15 protein-coding genes and 1 pseudogene are annotated in these 15,013 nt (G+C 73.6%); 5 read left to right on the top strand and 11 right to left on the bottom strand.

The window, feature by feature from the left end:
* Positions 1 to 60 precede the first annotated feature (60 nt).
* Positions 61 to 960: a L,D-transpeptidase family protein gene (locus tag ACZ4O3_RS29930; protein ID WP_467725187.1), complete on the top strand. Its 900-nt coding sequence runs from the start codon at positions 61 to 63 to the stop codon at positions 958 to 960.
* 217 nt (positions 961 to 1,177) lie between these two features.
* On the opposite strand, the gene ACZ4O3_RS29935 is transcribed toward ACZ4O3_RS29930, so the two are convergent.
* Both ACZ4O3_RS29935 and ACZ4O3_RS29940 read right to left on the bottom strand, forming a co-directional pair.
* A complete protein-coding gene (locus ACZ4O3_RS29935) occupies positions 1,178 to 2,230 on the bottom strand; it encodes a coiled-coil domain-containing protein (RefSeq protein WP_467725189.1) in 1,053 nt (350 codons plus the stop codon).
* Positions 2,230 to 2,895 (bottom strand): RNA polymerase sigma factor, encoded by a 666-nt coding sequence (locus ACZ4O3_RS29940; protein WP_362729551.1) that lies wholly within the window; start codon positions 2,893 to 2,895, stop codon positions 2,230 to 2,232. Before ACZ4O3_RS29940 ends, ACZ4O3_RS29935 begins: the two co-directional genes overlap by 1 nt.
* Before the next feature lie 466 nt (positions 2,896 to 3,361).
* Between ACZ4O3_RS29940 and sigK the strand changes: the two genes are divergently transcribed.
* Both sigK and ACZ4O3_RS29950 read left to right on the top strand, forming a co-directional pair.
* The gene (gene sigK, locus ACZ4O3_RS29945) at positions 3,362 to 3,946 is read left to right on the top strand and encodes an ECF RNA polymerase sigma factor SigK (protein ID WP_362729549.1); all 585 of its coding nucleotides are present in this window, start codon (positions 3,362 to 3,364) and stop codon (positions 3,944 to 3,946) included.
* A gap of 23 nt (positions 3,947 to 3,969) precedes the next feature.
* Entirely contained in the window at positions 3,970 to 4,704 is a 735-nt protein-coding gene (locus ACZ4O3_RS29950) for an anti-sigma factor (RefSeq protein WP_467725323.1), read from the top strand.
* Positions 4,705 to 4,737: 33 nt separating this feature from the next.
* Here the strand turns inward: ACZ4O3_RS29950 and ACZ4O3_RS29955 are convergent, their stop codons facing one another.
* The 3 genes and pseudogenes from ACZ4O3_RS29955 to ACZ4O3_RS29965 form a co-directional block, all read right to left on the bottom strand.
* A complete protein-coding gene (locus ACZ4O3_RS29955; RefSeq protein WP_467725192.1) occupies positions 4,738 to 5,085 on the bottom strand; it encodes a hypothetical protein in 348 nt (115 codons plus the stop codon).
* Positions 5,086 to 5,256: 171 nt separating this feature from the next.
* Positions 5,257 to 5,418, bottom strand: a complete 162-nt coding sequence (locus ACZ4O3_RS29960) for a hypothetical protein (protein ID WP_467725193.1) — start codon at positions 5,416 to 5,418, stop codon at positions 5,257 to 5,259.
* A 56-nt stretch (positions 5,419 to 5,474) separates the two neighbouring features.
* Positions 5,475 to 5,789: pseudogene (locus ACZ4O3_RS29965) on the bottom strand (RNA polymerase sigma factor); the annotation flags it as partial.
* A 274-nt stretch (positions 5,790 to 6,063) separates the two neighbouring features.
* On the opposite strand from ACZ4O3_RS29965, the gene ACZ4O3_RS29970 reads away from it, so the two are divergent.
* Together ACZ4O3_RS29970 and ACZ4O3_RS29975 are read left to right on the top strand one after the other, a co-directional pair.
* Complete coding sequence (locus ACZ4O3_RS29970) at positions 6,064 to 7,662, top strand: sulfite oxidase (protein WP_467725195.1); 1,599 nt, start codon at positions 6,064 to 6,066, stop codon at positions 7,660 to 7,662.
* A 61-nt stretch (positions 7,663 to 7,723) separates the two neighbouring features.
* The gene (locus ACZ4O3_RS29975; protein WP_467725197.1) at positions 7,724 to 8,380 is read left to right on the top strand and encodes a fasciclin domain-containing protein; all 657 of its coding nucleotides are present in this window, start codon (positions 7,724 to 7,726) and stop codon (positions 8,378 to 8,380) included.
* A 243-nt stretch (positions 8,381 to 8,623) separates the two neighbouring features.
* Here ACZ4O3_RS29975 and ACZ4O3_RS29980 read toward each other — a convergent pair whose 3' ends face one another.
* The 6 genes from ACZ4O3_RS29980 to ACZ4O3_RS30005 form a co-directional block, all read right to left on the bottom strand.
* The gene (locus ACZ4O3_RS29980) at positions 8,624 to 9,979 is read right to left on the bottom strand and encodes a class I SAM-dependent methyltransferase (protein WP_467725199.1); all 1,356 of its coding nucleotides are present in this window, start codon (positions 9,977 to 9,979) and stop codon (positions 8,624 to 8,626) included.
* Positions 9,976 to 10,710, bottom strand: a complete 735-nt coding sequence (locus tag ACZ4O3_RS29985) for a DUF1365 domain-containing protein (protein ID WP_467725201.1) — start codon at positions 10,708 to 10,710, stop codon at positions 9,976 to 9,978. Before ACZ4O3_RS29985 ends, ACZ4O3_RS29980 begins: the two co-directional genes overlap by 4 nt.
* Positions 10,707 to 12,020 carry an NAD(P)/FAD-dependent oxidoreductase gene (locus ACZ4O3_RS29990; RefSeq protein WP_362727950.1) on the bottom strand — a complete coding sequence of 438 codons (1,314 nt, stop codon included), beginning with the start codon at positions 12,018 to 12,020 and terminating at the stop codon, positions 10,707 to 10,709. Before ACZ4O3_RS29990 ends, ACZ4O3_RS29985 begins: the two co-directional genes overlap by 4 nt.
* A 179-nt stretch (positions 12,021 to 12,199) precedes the next feature.
* A complete protein-coding gene (locus ACZ4O3_RS29995; protein WP_362727948.1) occupies positions 12,200 to 13,672 on the bottom strand; it encodes an MFS transporter in 1,473 nt (490 codons plus the stop codon).
* A gap of 117 nt (positions 13,673 to 13,789) precedes the next feature.
* Positions 13,790 to 14,170, bottom strand: a complete 381-nt coding sequence (locus ACZ4O3_RS30000) for a hypothetical protein (protein WP_362727946.1) — start codon at positions 14,168 to 14,170, stop codon at positions 13,790 to 13,792.
* A gap of 194 nt (positions 14,171 to 14,364) precedes the next feature.
* Positions 14,365 to 14,904: a hypothetical protein gene (locus ACZ4O3_RS30005; RefSeq protein ID WP_384989301.1), complete on the bottom strand. Its 540-nt coding sequence runs from the start codon at positions 14,902 to 14,904 to the stop codon at positions 14,365 to 14,367.
* Between the last annotated feature and the right edge of the window lie 109 nt (positions 14,905 to 15,013).

Here is a 15,013-nt window from a genome sequence, read left to right on the forward strand (position 1 = left end):
TCTCCCCCTCCCACCATGCCCCCTTGTTCGGCGGCGGTCACGCGGGGAAGCATCCTCGGCATGAAGGTCTCGGGGTACTCAGGGATCGTGGGGCGGCCCGGCGGCACGCTCGCCTCGGCCGCCGTGCTCGCGGCGCTCACCGCGCTCTGCGCCTGCACCGTGCAGCCGCCGGACGGCACGGACGGCAAGGGGAACTCGCCCGTCCATATCGAGCTTCCGCACAGCCGGACGCCCGGCGGTACGGAGGGCCCGGCGCCCGGCGGGGCATCGGGCCGCACGTCCGGCGCGGCCGCCGCCCCGACGCCGTCCGCCGTCGAGACCGTCCCGCCGCACATCGTGTACACCCGCGGCGACACCGGCACCGGCGTGCGCGAACTGCAGGCCCGGCTGCGCCAGGTCGCCTGGCTGTCCGACGGGCCGACGGGGACCTACGACGACCTCACCGCGGAGGCCGTCAAGGGCTTCCAGGGCAAGCGCGGGCTGCCCCGGACGGGCGAGACCGACGCGGTGACCTGGCGGCGGCTGCGGGCCATGACGCACACACCGGGGAAGTGGGAGCTGTACCTGATGGGCGGTCAGCCGGCCGCCGCGCCCGATCCGCGGTGCCTGACCGGGCGGGTGCTGTGCATCAGCAAGACCAGCCGGACCCTGCGCTGGATGGTCGACGGGCGCACGGTGTCGACGATGTCGGTGCGCTTCGGGGCCCAGTACACCCCGACCCGTGAGGGCGTGTTCCACGTCTACTGGAAGTCACGCCACCATGTCTCGACGCTCTACCACTCGCCGATGCCGTACGCGATGTTCTTCAGCGGCGGCCAGGCGGTGCACTACTCGTACGACTTCGCGGCCCGGGGGTACGCGGGCGGCTCGCACGGCTGCGTCAACGTCCGGGACGAGGCGGCGGTCTCGGCGCTCTTCACCGAGGTTCGCAACGGCGACAAGGTCGTCGTCTACTGGTGAGTGCCGGAAGGTTTCTGGGGCGCGGGCGGGACCGGGGGAACGTGTCCCGCCCGCGCCGATGCACAAGCCACGGGTACGGGGGGAACCCCGGCTCTGTGCGACGGCCGATGACCAGTCGGCTCACTCTGTACTGCGCCGCCTCCGCCGAAAACGTCACACCCTGCCGGAAAAAAGTTCAGCGGGTTTCAGAAGTGCAGGTCACAGCGGTACGTAAAGGTCAAAGCGCGCTGTACGCGGGGCTCGGCGAGGCGGCCGGGTTCGGCAGCAGGGGTGCGAAGGCCGTCGGGGCGGGCGGGGCCGCGCCGTCCTGGTGATGGTGGTTGCCGCCGCCCCGGCCACCGCCGTGCCGGCCGGGGCGGCCCTCGTCGTCACCGCCCTGACCGTTGCCGCCCTGACCGTTGCCGCCGCCCGAACCCTGGTTGTGGCCGCCCTGGCCCTCCTGACCGCCGCCGTCGCCCTTGCCGTCGTCGGAGACGCCCCGCTCACCGGCCGCGCCGACGCCGAGGAGGACCTTGCAGAACCTGTCGACCCGTGCGGGGCCGCCCGCCATCCCCTCCAGGGCACGCCTGCGGTCGTTGCCCAGGAACTTGCCGTCCTGGACGTCACGGCAGAACCTCAGGGCACGGTTCCACCTGTTCCCGGGGGTGGCGGACGAACCGGTGCCCCGGTCCTTCGGCCTGCCCGGCGAGTCGGGCGAGGGCAGGACCGGGCCGCGGGGCGTGGCGTCGGCGGAGGGCGCGCCGCTCTCGCCGCCGAGCAAGGACTCGGTCGAGGGCGAGTCCTGCGGGTGCACGGGGGTGCCGGCCGCCGTCACGGAGGCTCCCGGCCTGGGACGGACACCGTCGAACGGCGACGGCAGCACCCCGGTGCCGGCGGCCACCGCGACCCCGCCGAGCATGCCGGCGGTCAGTACGGCGGCCAGGGCGAACCGCGCGGGGCGGGCCCAGCCCGGGACCCGGGACGGCCGGGGACCGGCACCGATACGGATGAGACCCGCGTCGGAGCCCCGGCCCCACCTGCCCGGCTGCCGCGCCACGGAGGTCCACTCGTCCCCGGCGGATTCGCGCGCTTTGCGGAAGGCAGCCAGCGCGGCTTCCTCGCCGGGGAGTTCGGCGGTGGCCGGCACGGTCCGCACGGAGAGCGTGTCCAGCGCCCTGGCAAGGCGTTCTGCCTGGTCACGGGCGGAGTCGTCGACGGCTTCCAGTGACTCACCGCGCAGCAGACGTTCCGCCGTCGCCCGGTTCAGCCACTTGTCCTGCTCGTCGGCCATCACATGTCCTTCTGCGTCCGCGAACGCGTATGCGTCACAGTGGCGGACGTCACCGCACGATCCTTCGGTTCTCTCTGGGGCGGAAGCGCCTCGAGGACGACACCCGCCTGCTCCGGGTCGGCGCCCAGCAGTTCCGCGAGCTTCTTCAGGCCCCGGTGGGCTGCCGTACGGACGGCGCCCGCGCGTTTGCCGAGGGTATCGGCGGCCGACTTGGCGTCGAGGCCCATCACGACCCTCAGGACGACGGCCTCGGCCTGGTCCTGGGGCAGCCGGGCGATGAGGGAGAGGGTGGAGTCGGTGGTCAGCGCCTCGATGGCCTCGCCGGCGGTGTCCGACTCGGCGGCCCGGCCGGTCAGTTCCGTCTCGTCGCCGCCGATCGCGGGGCGGCGGCCGCGCATGCGTATGTGGTCCAGGGCGCGGTTGCGGGCTATCCGGGCGGCCCAGCCGCGGAACCGGTCCGCGTCGCCCTCGAACCGGTCGAGGTCGCGAGCTATCTGCAGCCAGGCCTCGGAGGCGACGTCCTCCGCGTCCGGATCGCCGACCAGTGTGCGGACGTATCCGAGCAGACGCGGCTGCACCGCGCGATAGACGATACGGAATGCGGTTTCGTCCCCGCCCTGTGCCGCACGTACCGCGGCGGTCAACTCCGCGTCGTCCCCCAGCACCCGTCGTTCCCCAGTAAGTGGTCGGTCGCGGCTACGACGCAGCCGCCGATCGTTGCAGTGATCATGCACTCGCGCTCGACGCGAAAGGCACGTTACGGCCTGAAACCGCTCGCCGTCCACGTCAGTACAAAGTGCAACTAACTCGTGACGCCCCGGGGTGTGACAGAAAACGCACTCATGGCGCTGAACGGAGTACGGACCGCCGCGCGGTCCGTGCCGCGCGACGGCCGGGGCCTCTCCTGTGGGGGGTGGCGGCCTCGGCCGTTGCTTCGGTGCCGACGCCCGGTCAAGGCGGTTGGCCTTCGGTCGCGGGAGCCGGACGCCTGCCGCGCACCCCGCAGCGCGAGGCCCTGCCGGGCTTGGTCCGCACCGCCCGCGGGCACCTGGGGTTTTTCGTGTCCGGACCAATCCGCCGTCCCATGGGGATCGGATTACGTCCGGAGATGTCCCAACCGCGGAGGCCCTTGTGCGAGAAGCCGTGTATATCGGCAGAAATCCATCGTCGGAACCGGATCTGCAGGAGCTGGTGGGCCGGGTGGCCCTCGGTGACGAGGACGCGTTCGGCTCCGTCTATGACGCCGTGGCCGGTCCGGTTCTGGGCGTCGTGCGCGCCGTTCTCCGTGACCAGGCGCAGTCGGAGGAGGTGGCGCAGGAGGTGCTGGTCGAGGTGTGGCGGACCGCTCCCCGGTACCGGCCCGACCGTGGCACGGCCGTCAACTGGATCCTCACGCTCGCGCACCGCCGCGCGGTCGACCGGGTCCGCTCGGTGGAGGCCGCGGCCGCCCGGGACCACAAGGCCGCGCTGCTGGAGCGGACCCCCGAGTACGACGAGGTGACCGAGCAGGTCGAGGCCAGGCTGGAACGGGAGCAGGTGCGGCGCTGCCTGCGCACGCTGACCGAGATCCAGCGGCAGGCCGTCACGCTCGCCTACTACCGCGGGCTGACCTGCCGGCAGGTGGCGGAGGCGCTCGCGCTGCCGCTCGGCACGGCCAAGACCCGGCTGCGGGACGGGCTCATCCGTATGCGTGACTGCCTGGGGGTGACCGCGTGAGAGCCACCGCCGATCTGCACCGGATGACGGGCGCCTACGCCCTGCACGCCCTGTCCGACGACGAACTCCACGCGTTCGAGAGCCATCTGGCGGGCTGCGAACCGTGTGCCCAGGAGACCACCGAGTTGTCCGCCACCGCCGCCCGGCTGGGACTGGCCGCCGCCGTGACACCTCCGACGGTCATGCGCGAGCAGGTGCTGCACCGCATCTCGTCCGTCCGGCAGGAGACCCCGGGCGGATCCGCGGCGGGCCGCACCGCCCGGGCCACCGGGGTGCGGGGCCGCCTCCTGCTGTCCCGTTGGGCGCTGGCCGCCTGTGTCGCGGCGGCCGCCGCGCTGGGCGGTACGGCGGTGTGGCAGCACCAGCGGGCCGAGGACGCCCTTGACCAGGCACGTCAGGCCCGGCAGGGGGCGGACGGGATCGCCGCCGTACTGGCCGCGCCGGACGCCAGGACACGGACCGCCGCGCTGGGCGAGGGAGCCACCGGCACGGTCGTCGTCTCGCGCGGCCGGGACAAGGCCGTGTTCGTCGTCTCCGGGATGGCCCGTCCGGCCGCCGGCAAGGTCTACCAGCTGTGGTTCGACGACGCCGGCACCATGCGGTCGGCGGGCCTCATGGATCCCGGCCGCACCGACCAGAGCGTCCTGCTGGCGGGCGGTGTGGACGGAGCCTCCGGCATGGGCGTCACCGTGGAACCGGCGGGCGGCTCGGACAGACCGACCTCCGCACCGCTCGCCCTGCTGGACTTCCCCGCCTGAGCGGCGGTGCGGCGCGGGGTACCCCGGGTCCGGTCAGACCTGACCCGTGATCGTCACCGTCACCCTCGACGCCGGCCGGCCGGAGAGGTGCGCCGCCAGGTGCTCCTGCACGGCGGCGCGGACGGCCCGGGCCACGTCCGCCGCTCTGACCCGGCGTACCCCCGCCACCCGGATGTCGACCTGCCGGGCGTCGGTGCCGTCGGGTGCGGGCGAGCCGCGCACCCCGGCCGTGGGCAGCCGGTCGGCACCGGGGCCGGGGCGGGACCACGCGGAGCGGAGCCGGTCGGCCAGCCCCGGTTCGAGGAAGGCGACGCCCGGCACGTCCTCCGCCACGCCGGCCAGGTCCTCGACGAGCGCGACAGGCGCCGTGCGCGCGGTCATGGGGTACTCCCTTCCCGGCCGTCGGCCGGGGTGTCGACGAGGTCCGTGATCCGGATGTCCACGGACGCGGGCCCATGCCCAGCTGCCGTTCGGCGGCCTCCCGCACCCGCTGCCGCACCCGCTCCGCGACCTGCCGCAGAGCGGTGTCGGCGGGGGCGTGGATGTCGAGGCTCACCGCGACGACCGTGATGCGGCAGGAACCGCGCGCACCCCGTCGACCGTCTCGGCCGCCGAGCGCAGCGCGCGGGCCGCGACCGTCTCCATGACCCGCGGGGTCAGCGGCTCGGCGTCGTACACCGAGTCGTCCGGCGTCTCCTCGCGCAGTCCGCGCACGGCGCTCGCCAGCCGGCCGAGCCCCCTGACGGCCTGCCCGCAGTGCGGGCAGGCCGTCAGGTGGGGGTCGTCCGGCCGCTGTTCCCAGTCGGCCAGGCTCCCAGCGCTCGTGTCAGACAGCGGCGTACGCGAAAGACCCGGGCACGGACGGCCTCCTGGCCGATGCCGACCGCCTCCGCGATGAACTCGTAGGACCGGCCGTCCAGTTCCCGCAGCACCCAGCAGGCGCGCTGTTCGGCGGAGAGCAGGTCGAGAGCCTCCCGCAGTTCACGGACCGCGTCGCGGGCCTCGGTGATCCGCGCGGGGGAGGTCGCGTGCACGGCCCCCGCCGCCTCCAGCGGCGCCAGGGGCCTGCGGGAACGCAGCACGCGGCCGGACCGCGAGCAGCGGGTCGTCGGTGCCGCCCCGAACGTCCGAGGGTGCGGTCGGTCTGCCGGCCCCCGCCACTGGGCTGCTCCTCTCGTCCGGTCTCTCCACGCTGGACACCCGCGCGCCGTGGCCGTGACGCACGCGAGGCGATTCTGTTTTTTTGACGGTTATTTCTTTTTATCCGTAACGGAGCGGCGCACGGATTGGTACGGAAAAAAGATTCACTCGATCGAGGGGACGACCAATCCGGACCCGGCGTGGAACCGGATTCCCCCCGTGACCGACGACGACAGGAAATCGCCCGGGCCGGCCGGCCCGCTCCGCCTCGCGACCGGTGCGCTCGCCGGCGCTCTGGCCGGTTTCACCGCGCTCGCCGTGGCCGAGCTGGCCTCGGCCGCCGTCCGTCCGCAGGCGGGACCCGTGGTCGCGGTGGGCGGCGCGGCGATCGACCGCACCCCGGCCGCCGTGAAGGACTGGGCGGTACGGAATTTCGGCACCGCCGACAAACTGGTCCTGGAATTCGGAATTCTGGGCGTGCTGGCGCTTTTCGCGCTCGCCCTCGGGATTCTCGCGCTGCGATTCCGGCGTGCCGGGGCGGCGGGCGTCGCGGTGTTCGGCGTGATCGGTGCGCTGGCGGCGGCCACCCGGCCCGACTCGCACGCTCCGGGCGACGCGGTGCCGTCCCTGGTGGGGGCGGGCGCCGGAGCCGTCCTGCTGTACGTCCTGGCCGGGCGGCTCGCCCGGCCGGAGCCCGCCGCCGGACCGGCGCCTTCCGGTGCCGGGGACTGGGACCGGCGCGGTTTCGTCCTCATGGCGTCCGCCGCCGCCCTGGCCTCCACGGGGGCCGGGGTGCTGGGCCGGTCCCTGAACGGTGCGAGCGGCCGGAACGCGATCGCCTCCCGGGACCGGGTGATGCTGCCGGCCCCCGCCTCACCCGCTCCTGCCGTGCCCCGGGGGGCCGGGCTGCGGATTCCCGGCGCCGTCCCGTTCATCACGCCGAACAGCGCGTTCTACCGCGTCGACACCGCCCTGGTGGTGCCGAAGGTGGACGCCACGGCCTGGCGGCTGCGCATCCACGGCACCGGAGTCACCCGTCCGGTCACGCTCTCCTTCGACGACCTGCTGAGGCGTGAGCTGGTCGAGCGCGACATCACCCTCACCTGCGTCTCCAACGAGGTCGGCGGGCCCTGTGCGGGAAACGCCCGCTGGATCGGGGTACCCCTGGCCGAGCTGCTGGCCGAGTGCGGGGTGAAGCCGCCCTCGCGGGGCGGTGCGGCCGATCAGCTGGTGTCCCGCTCGGTGGACGGCATGACCATCGGCAGCCCGGTCGAGGACGTCATGGACGGCCGCGACGCCCTGCTCGCCCTCGGCATGAACGGCGAACCGCTCCCCTTCGACCACGGCTTCCCCGTCCGCATGGTGGTGCCCGGCCTCTACGGGTTCGTCTCCGCCTGCAAATGGATCCAGGACATCGAACTCACCACCTTCGACGCCTACGACCCCTACTGGGTCAAGCGCGGCTGGTCCAGGACGGCGCCGATCAAGACCGAGTCCCGGATCGACACCCCCAAGCCGTTCGCGCGGCCCAGGTCCGGCACCGTCATGGTCGCCGGGGTCGCCTGGGCCCAGCACCGCGGCATCGACAGGGTCGAGGTCCGGGTCGACGACGGCCCCTGGCAGCAGGCCCGGCTCGCCGCCGAGGACAGCCGCGACACCTGGCGGCAGTGGTCCTTCCCCTGGCAGGCCGGCAGGGGCGGCCACACCCTCACCGTGCGCGCCACCGACCGCACCGGCCAGGTGCAGACCGCCATACGCGCCAGGACCATCCCCGACGGCGCCAGCGGCCGGCACTCCGTCGTCGTCACCGTCGAGTGACCCCCCTGCCACCTGTCCCCTTCATTGCACGCCCCCTTTCCCTACGCACAGGAGAAACACCATGAACACCCGTATCCGCCGTACCGCCGTCACCCTGGCCGCCGCGGCCGTCCTGCCCCTCGCGCTGAGCGCCTGTTCCGGCGGCGACAGCGACTCCGCCACGTCCGACTCCTCCTCGAAGGCCCCGGCCACCGCGTCGGACGACGGGATGAGCGGCTCCGGCGACAGCGCCGCCACCGCCGACGAGCCCTTCGGCTCCGCCTGTTCGGCCGTGCCGAAGAACGGCGCGGGCTCCTTCGACGGCATGGCCCAGGACCCGGTCGCGACGGCCGCCTCCCACAACCCGGCGCTGTCCACCCTGGTGACCGCCGTGAAGAAGGCGGGTCTGGTCGACACCCTCAACAGCGCCCAGAACATCACCGTGTTCGCGCCCACCAACGACGCCTTCGCCAAGATCCCGAAGGCCACCCTGGACAAGGTCCTCAACGACAAGGCCGAGCTGACGAAGATCCTCACCTACCACGTGGTCGGCAAGAGGCTCACGCCGAAGGATCTGGAGAACGGCTCCTTCGACACCCTGGAGACGTCGAAGCTCACCACCTCCGGCTCCGGCGAGTCGTACACCGTCAACGACAGCGCCAAGGTCGTCTGCGGCAACGTGAGGACCGCCAACGCCGACGTCCACATCATCGACTCGGTCCTGATGCCGACCTCCTGACGGCGCTCCGTACGGGGGGCCGGGACCGGTGCCGGCCCCCCGTCGGCGTTCCCGGGGACGACTTCCCGGCAGCCGCGTCACAGCGAGGGGGGCCGGGCGGGTCTGAAGGTACACAGGCTCATCGGGAAACAGCCGAGCAGGAAGGACGGCGCCATGGCCACGCAGACCGTGACCACCGCCAAGGACGCCCCCGCACCCCGGACGGGTGGGCGGCGCCGGCGGCCCTGGCGGGTGCGGTGCTGGTCATGGGGCGGGGTTCTCCTTGGTGAAGAGGTACTGCTGCACGTCGAGGTAGCCGGCGCGGAACCCGGCCTCGGAGTAGGCGAGGTAGAAGGTCCACAGGCGGCGGAAGGTCTCGTCGAAGCCGAGTGCCCCGACGTCGTGGGCGCGTTCGGTGAAGCGTTCCCGCCACAGGCGCAGGGTCTCGGCGTAGTGCGCACCGAAGGCGTCACGGCGGGTGATGCGCAGCCGGGTGTGGTCGCGGACGGTCTCCTCGATCGCCCGCGTGGAGGGGATGAGACCGCCGGGGAAGACGTACTTGTGGATCCAGGTGAAGGTGTCACGGGTGGCGAGCATCCGCTCGTGCGGCATGGTGATGGCCTGGAGCGCCGCCCGGCCACCGGGGGCCAGCCGCTGGTCAAGGGTGCGGAAGTACACCGGCCAGAACTCGGCGCCGACCGCCTCGATCATCTCCACGCTGACCACGGCGTCGTAGGTCCCGCGCGCCTCGCGGTAGTCGCACAGCTCGACGCGGACCCGGTCGCCGAGGCCCGCCGCGCGGACCCGCTCCAGGGCCAGCGCACGCTGCTCGCGGGAGAGGGTGAGCGAGGTGACCCGGGAACCGCGGGCCGCGGCTCGCAGGGCCAGTTCGCCCCAGCCGGTGCCGATCTCCAGGAGCCGGGTGCCCGCACCCACGCCGGCCAGGTCGAGCAGCCGGTCGATCTTGCGGTGCTGGGCCGCGGCCAGCCGGTCCCAGCTCGCCGGGAAGCCCCGGAAGACGGCCGAGGAGTAGGTCAGCGTGTCGTCGAGGAAGAGGGCGAACAGGTCGTTGGAGAGGTCGTAGTGACGGCTGATGTTGGCACGGGAGCCGTCGGGGGTGTTGCGCTCGTCGTGCGGGTGCCGCGGCGCCCACCAGCGGCGCAGCCGTTGCAGCGGGGCCGGGACAAGGCCGGCGGCGTGCGCGGCGAGCACCGTGAGGACCGCGACCGGGTCGGGCGCGTCCCACTCGCCGGCCATGTACGACTCGCCGAACCCGACCAGGCCACCGGTGCCGACGCGGGCGTGGAAGGCGGCCGGGTCGCGCACCTCCAGCAGCGGCCCGCCGAGCCCGACGGGGTCCGCCCCGTCGAACCGTGCCCGCAGCGGCAGTCCGCGCAGGGCCCGGCGGACCAGGATCCGGGCCACGGCGGTGCGTGCCCGCGAGGCCGGCGGCACCTGGGCGACGTCGGGCCAGCCGGCGGCGTCGACGCGGACGGGGCGCCCGCCGCAACTGCCCGGAGCGGGATCGCCGTGGGCCGGCCGGGCCGGGGGTACACCGGTGGCGGGGCCGGACGGCGCGGTCCGGCCGGCGGCGGGGGTGGCGGGGTCTGCTGCCCTCATGTGGTCTTCTCCGGGGTGCGGTGGTCGTCGGGCCGGGGCTGGACGGGCAGTCCCCGCAGATAAAGGCGGATGCCGTGGAACCTGATGGCGGTCGAGACGGCGAGGGTGGACCAGGGCCGGCGCAGCGCCAGCCGCAGCAGGGCCGCCCCGGTCGCCGGGCGCCGGACGCCCCGTACCGTCGCGGTGAAAGCCCGGCCGCCCGCACGGTCCAGGTGCACGGTCAGGTCGAGCCGCTGCCCCGGTGCCGGCAGCCGCATCCGGTAGCCGCCGTCGACGGGGAAGAACGGCGAGACGTAGAACCGCTTGTCGGCTCGGGCGGTGCCGGCCGCGTCCGGGCGCAGCAGGTAGCAGTGCCGCCCGCCGTACGTGTTGTGCACCTCCGCGACGACACAGCGCAGCTCGCCGCCGGGGCCGTGGCACCAGTACACGGTGAGGGGGTTGAAGACGTACCCGAAAACCCGGGCGTGGCCGAGCATCAGTACGCGTCCGCCGTCCAGCGACACCCCGTGCGCGGCGAGGAAGTCCTCCAGGCCGGCCCGGATGGTCGGCCGGTCGCCGGTGAAGTGGTCGCGGGGGTCGAACCGGGCGAGCGGCCGCAGCGGGCGCGGGAGCCGGGGCGGCTCGTCCGGGTCGACCAGCCACAGGTAGCTGCGGTGCCGCAGCACGTACCGCCGGGGTGAGGTGCGCACGTGGGCGACGGTGCACGGGTAGAGGGCGGGTACGGCGGTCACCAGCGCGCTCCCAGGGCCGCGGCGGCCTCGGCACCGGAACGGCAGCCGTCCTCGTGGAACCCCCAGCCGTGGTAGGCGCCCGCGAACGCGCAGACCGGGCTGGTCAGTTCGGGCAGACGGCGCTGTGCGGCCACCGACTCGGGCGTGTAGACGGGGTGTTCGTAGACCATGCTGGCCAGCACCCGGTCGGGGGCGACCCGGTCCTCGCCGCCCAGGGTGACCACGAACGTCTCGGCGGCGTCCAGGCGTTGCAGCCGGTTCATGTCGTAGCTGACCCGGACCCGGTCGGCGCCGGCCGCGCACGACGGCATCAGGTAGTTCCAGGAGGCGCGGGCGCCCGCGGCACGCGGCAGCAGACGCGTGTCGGTGTGCAGGAGCGTGGCGTTGCGCGAGTAGCGGAACGCGCCCAGCACCTCGCGCTCCCGTGCGGTGGGGTCGGCCAGCAGCCGCAGGGCCTGGTCCGGGTGGACCGCGATCACCACCGCGTCGTACGACCGGCTCGTCCCGTCCGCGGCCGTGACCTCGGCGCCGTCGGCGTGGCGCCGCACGGCCCGTACGGGGGTGCCGGTGCGGACCTCGGGGAGCTGTTTCCCGATCCGTTCGACGTACTCGCGGGAGCCGCCGCGCACCGTGCGCCACACCGGTGAACCGCTCACCGAGAGCATCCCGTGGTGTTCCAGGAACCTGAACAGACAGGCGGCCGGGTAGCGCTGGGCGGTCGCGGCGTCGCAGGACCACACGGCCGACACCACCGGGGTCACGAAGTGGGCACGGAAGTAGCCGGAGAAACCCTCGCCATCCAGGAACGCGCCGAGCGTGAGGGCGTCCCCGTCGCCCTCCGCGAGCAGCCGCCGGGCCGCGCGGTGGAACGCGGGCACCTCGGCCAGCAGCCGCAGGTACCGGCCGCGCAGCAGGTTGCGGGGCTGGGCGAACAGTCCGGCGGGGCCGCGGGCGCCCGCGTACTCGAGCCCGCAGCCCTCGCACCGGACCGACATGCTCATCTCCGACTCCTGCGTGCCGACGCCGAGTTCGTCGAAGAGGCGCAGCAGATGCGGATAGGTACGCCGGTTGTGCACGATGAACCCGGAGTCGACCCGGTGCACCCGCCCGTCGTACGGCGAGGTCAGCTCGTGCGTGTGCGCGTGGCCGCCCAGCCGGTCGTCGGCCTCGTACAGCGTGACGTGGCGGGTACGGCCGAGGATGTACGCGGCGGTCAGCCCCGCCACCCCGGATCCCACCACGGCGGTCCGCCGTGCGTGCCCAGTCGTGTGTTCCGAGGTGTCCGGGCCGTGCCGGGGCGCCCGCTCCATCGTTGTCTCCCGCGCTTGCCGATCAGGCTTCCACGCGTAATCCGGAGCAGCTCGGAGGATGGATTGGCCGCAGTTGCGGGCGGCCGGCCCGGCACCCGCCGGCGACTGCGGCGCTCAGGTCCCGCCGCACCGCGCACAGGCGGCTGAATTGCTGGTCAGGGGGGTCAGAGGCGCTCTGCTCAGGTCACGGACCCGGCCGGTTGCGGGGTTCTTTCCCCGGTCTCCGGGGCGGTGGGCGCGCGGTCCGCGTTCACGACCACCCCGGCGACGAGCGCGCCCAGCAGCAGCACGGCCATCGCCCACCAGGTGGCCACGTTGAAGCCGTGCACCGCGGCCTTCGCCGCCAGCAGCCCCCGGTCGGGAATCGTGGCCGCGTGGGCGGTGGCGTACCGGGTGGTGACGCTCGCGGCGATGGTGTTGAGCAGTGCCGTGCCGATCGAACCGCCGACCTGCTGGGCGGTGTTGAAGGTGGCCGAGGCCGCCCCCGAGTCGCGCGCGGCGACCCCGCCGGTGGCCAGGGAGACACAGGTCATCATGGCCGTACCCATGCCGAGGCCGAGCATCAGCATGCCGGGCAGGATGTGCGAGGCGTACGCCGGTTCGATTCCGACCTGGGCTATCAGCGCCAGCGCCCCGGCCGCGACCAGCAGCCCGGGCACCAGGAGCAGGCGGGGCGGCACCCGGTGCAGCAGCCGGGCGGCGATCTGCGTGGAGCCGGTGACCATGCCGACGGTGATGGGGAGGTAGGCGACGCCGGTCTTCACGGGCGAGTAGCCGAGGACGCGCTGCATGTAGTAGGTCAGGAAGAGGAAGACGCCGAACATGCCGATGGTCACCAGCAGCACGGTGACACAGGCGCCGAGGCGCTGCCGGTCGCGCACGACGGTCATCGGGAGCAGTGGGACCGGGGCCCTGGTCTGCCAGAACCCGAAGACGCCGAGCAGGGCGACCCCGCCGAGGAGCAGCGTCAGGACCAGGGAGTCGTGCCAGCCGCGGGACTCCGCCTCGGAGAAGCCGTAGACCAGGGCGAGCATCCCGCCCGAGCCGAGCAGCGCGCCGGGCACGTCGAGGCGGGCGTCGGGGTGGCGGCCGCCGCCGGGCAGCAGTGTCCAGGCTCCGGCGAAGGCGACCAGCGCGATCGGCACGTTGACGTACAGGCACCAGCGCCAGTCCAGGTACTGGGTGAGGAAGCCGCCCGCGAGCAGTCCGACCGCGGCACCGGCGCCGATGATCGCGCCGAAGATGCCGAAGGCCTTGCCGCGGTCCTTCGGGTCGGTGAACGTCGTCGCGATCAGCGACAGCGCGGCCGGGGCGAGCAGCGCGGCGAACACGCCCTGCAGCGCCCGCGCGCCGAACAGCATCCCCTCGTCGACCGCGGCGCCGCCGAGCGCGGAGGCGGCCGCGAAGCCGACGAGCCCGGTCATGAACGCCGGCTTGCGCCCGGCCAGGTCGCCGATCCGGCCGCCGAGCAGCAGCAGCCCGCCGAAGGCGAGGGTGTAGGCGGTGATGACCCACTGCCGGTTGCCGTCGGACATGTGCAGCGCGGCTTGGGCGGAGGGAAGCGCGATGTTGACGATGGTCATGTCGAGTACGACCATCAGCTGGGCGAGCGCGATGACGACCAGGGCCCACCAGCGTCGGTTGTCGGCCATGGGCCAATCGTGCTCCCGGCCACGCCACTTGGGAACGCCCGCGTCTCTTATTGCGGGGTTTTTGCCAAGTCCCCCGCCGTCAGCCGCCGTTCCCCGCCGTTTTCGGGGCTTTCTCGCCTACCCCATGGCGTCCCGGCACAGCAGCCGCAGCGAGCCGTGGCCGCCGTAGCACCGCCGGGCCTCCTCGACGGGGTCCCAGAGCCGCCCGTCGGGGGTGCGGATCCAGTGGTCGCCGCCGGACGCCCACCACTCGGCGCCGGTGTGACGGACGATCACCTCACCGGCGTAGCACCCGAGGCCGCGCAGCATCTCCCGTACCGCGTCGTACGGCGCGCCCTCCCGGCGTATCTCCTCGATCATCCGGTCGACCCGCCACAGGCTCTGTGCGGAGTAGTCGAGCCGGACCCGCGCGCCCTCGCGCATCATGGCCACCGCGTCCGCGGCCCAGCGGGCCGGTTTGGTGGCGGCGTGCGGCCTGGTCTGCTGCTGTGCTGTCACGTAGTGAACTGTCACATAGGGAAAAGCGAGGTCAGCAAGGGTTTCGTCACTCTGTTCCGGGGTGTTCCGGCAACCGGCGCAGGACCCCCGCAAGTCCGCCGCAGCTCCGCCGCACGGCGCTCACAGGAAGCCTCCCGGACCGGGACCGGCACGGACCCGCGCGGACGGACCCGGCCCGGACCGGCCCGCCCGGTTCAGCCGCGCCCGCGGGCCCTTCGCGACACCACCGCGCGCAGCACCCGGCGGCCCTCGGTGGAGACGTCCAGCGCACGGCGCAGCCCGGCCGTGCCGTGCCCGGCGAGCAGTTCGAGGACGGTGACCTGGCGGCGCAGTTCGGCGGCCACCAACGGGGACATGTCCTCGGTGCCGCCCTCGCGGCGGGTGTCGACGGAGGGCGCCGGGTCCTCGGCGGGGTCGAGGAGCCGGTGGATGCGCAACGAGGCGACGGAACAGGCGTCCGCCCACCGCCGCACCTCGTCACAGGCGTGGTCCGCGGGCGCGGCGTCGAGCATGCGACGGGCGAGGAGTTCGGCCTCGGCCTCGCCGGTGTCGAGCGCGTTTCGGGCCTGCTCCAGGCCGGCACTCCATCCCGAGCCGTCGGCGAGGCTCGTCCACAGCGGCCGCAGCACCAGGTCGTCACCGCCGAGCAGCGGCACGCACCGATCCAAACAAGCCAGTCCGCTGGCGGCCAGTCCGCGCTCGTCAGCCTGAGCGATCAGCTCCACCAGGCTCATCCCACGCCTCCCACAACGGTATGTACCAAGGCGCCGACCTGTACGGAGCCCGCACTCCCCCTTACTGCGTGCAAGGACCCAGGAGTGTCACAGCGGTACGGAGCCCAGC

This window comes from Streptomyces sp. NPDC026515 (assembly GCF_055567595.1).